Annotated in this window: 3 protein-coding genes; 2 read left to right on the top strand and 1 reads right to left on the bottom strand. The window is 45.3% G+C overall.

From position 1 onward, the window contains the following. On the top strand, positions 1-266 hold a 266-nt coding region (locus tag ACYTXL_RS21680), incomplete at its 5' end, for a hypothetical protein (protein ID WP_461926531.1). 88 nt (positions 267-354) lie between these two features. Further along, positions 355-1,563 carry an HhoA/HhoB/HtrA family serine endopeptidase gene (locus tag ACYTXL_RS21675; protein WP_461926530.1) on the top strand — a complete coding sequence of 403 codons (1,209 nt, stop codon included), beginning with the start codon at positions 355-357 and terminating at the stop codon, positions 1,561-1,563. Positions 1,564-1,769: 206 nt separating this feature from the next. On the opposite strand, the gene ACYTXL_RS21670 is transcribed toward ACYTXL_RS21675, so the two are convergent. Beyond that, entirely contained in the window at positions 1,770-2,117 is a 348-nt protein-coding gene (locus ACYTXL_RS21670) for a DUF760 domain-containing protein (protein ID WP_461926529.1), read from the bottom strand. Positions 2,118-2,180 lie beyond the last annotated feature (63 nt).

The raw sequence follows: 2,180 nt of genomic DNA, 5'->3' as shown, positions 1-2,180 counted from the left end.
ATGAGGGAGACAAGGGAGACAAGGGGATGAAGAAAGAAAGTGTTTTCCCAATGCCCAATACTTCTCTTCTTAGGCTACGCCAACGACTTCTCTACGAGACGCTACGCGAACGCGACTTCGACCCTTCTCTACCAGACGCTACGCGTAGCTTGCTTCCACGAAGTGGTACGGCAAGCTCAGGGCATCGCGCTACGCGTAGCTTGCTTCCACGAAGTGGTACGGCAAGCTCAGGGCAGGCAAAGTCAGTACAAGTGCCCAATGCCTAATTTTTAGTAAATTGATTTGTCCACTTGCCGTTCGCTTGATTACACTTAGAAATTAGCAACTGCATTGCTGTCCTTAAGCAAAATGATTATGAAGTTATCTTTAAAGCAAGTGGCGGTTTATGTGTTTTTACTGGTGTTCGGCGGTGGTGCAGGTTTGTTTGGCAGTCGCTATCTGCTGCCACAAAATTCCTCATTCCAACAGTTAAAAAATGTAACAATGGCTTCGCCTCCAGAATCCATAGTTCCTAATTCTCCTAACGGAGCGATTGGGGCTACTGGGGGCGATAATGTGAATTTTATTGCGACGGCTGTGCAAAAAGTTGACCCGGCTGTGGTGCGAATTAATGCCACTCGCAAAGTCGCCAATCCCATCTCTGACGCTTTGAAAAATCCCCTCTTGCGGCGACTCTTTGGAGAGGATGAGGAACCAATTCCCCAAGAACGTATTGAGCGCGGTACAGGATCGGGATTTATTTTGAGTGAAGATGGAGAATTACTCACTAACGCTCATGTGGTAGCCGACACGGATACAGTACAAGTCACCCTCAAGGATGGTCGGAGTCTAGAGGGGAAGGTAGTAGGAGTTGATTCTGTGACAGATGTGGCGGTAGTGAAAATAAAAGCAAATCATTTACCAACTGCGAAGCTGGGCAATTCGCAAAACTTGGTGCAGGGACAGTGGGCGATCGCTATTGGCAATCCTCTCGGTTTAGATAATACTGTCACCATTGGCATCATCAGCGCTACCGATCGCACCAGCGCTCAAGTTGGTGTCCCAGATAAGCGAGTCAGCTTTATCCAAACTGATGCCGCAATTAACCCTGGTAATTCTGGCGGCCCCTTGTTAAATGCCCAAGGCGAAGTGATTGGTATTAACACTGCCATCCGCGCTGATGCTCAAGGACTCGGTTTCGCCATCCCCATTGAAACCGCCGCCCGCGTCGCCAATGAACTTTTTACTAAAGGGCATGTAGAACATCCCTTCTTGGGTATTGAAATGGCAGACCTTTCTCCCACCAGAAAACAGCAAATTAATCAAGAAAATCAGCTCAACATTCAGCAGGAAGTTGGGATTGTCATTAGAGGAGTTACAGACAATTCTCCAGCCAAGCAAGTAGGACTTCTTCCTGGAGATGTGATTCAAAAAGTTAACACTAAACCCGTCAAAACCTCAGCCCAAGTACAGAAGTTGGTAGAGTTCAGCAAAGTTGGGGATATACTAGCGATCGAAGTCAACCGCAGCGATAAAATTCAAACCTTCAAAGTACAATTAGGAGCTTATCCTGAAAGGAAGTAGTCAAAATAATTCATAATTAATAATTCATAATTACAAGACGCGAGCGCATTCGCTCTCCGTAGCGCTATCAGTGCTAGCTCTCTACTCTCCACTGTCTTGTTGACCACTAAATCAAAAATTTAGTGTTGGCTCTGTACCCGTTGTCTAATTATGAATTAGTAATTATTCGGTCAATAGTCGGAGAATGTTTGACTACTGAATATTGATTATTGACCATTAGACAAATGCTCTAACTGCATTCTTTGTTCCATCTGGCGTAGAAAATACCCCGTCATCATGGCCGACGCTAGAAGCCCAGCTAAGTTCTCCCGATCTGTTGTGATTTGGACGTTGAAATTCTCTGCCGGCAGCATTCCCAATAGCCCTTGGACATTTTGCGAGATGATTTGTTTAATTTCGGGGCTAGCGGACTGAGCAATCCTAGCCAAAACATCAGGAGACTGATGCTGTAGATATTTGAGTAACTGATTAGGGTATTCCTCAGAGTGGTCGGAAAGAAGTTGATTCGCGTGTTCCTCTGAGTTGTCATTCAAAAAGTCACGATTAAACACCATTGGCAGTTTTATTTAGCTTAATTGCTAATTCTACTCTAAACCATAGTACAAGGGTAGCGCATT

Source organism: Nostoc sp. (assembly GCF_054880495.1).
Note: the sequence above shows the minus strand (reverse complement) of the source record. Positions and strands in the feature narration are given on the sequence as shown.

Bases quoted from the DNA above. Each gene is read 5' to 3' on its own strand.
- ACYTXL_RS21675 (WP_461926530.1), top strand. From the start codon at position 355: ATGAAGTTATCTTTAAAGCAAGTGGCGGTTTATGTGTTTTTACTGGTG.
- ACYTXL_RS21670 (WP_461926529.1), bottom strand. From the start codon at position 2,117: ATGGTGTTTAATCGTGACTTTTTGAATGACAACTCAGAGGAACACGCG.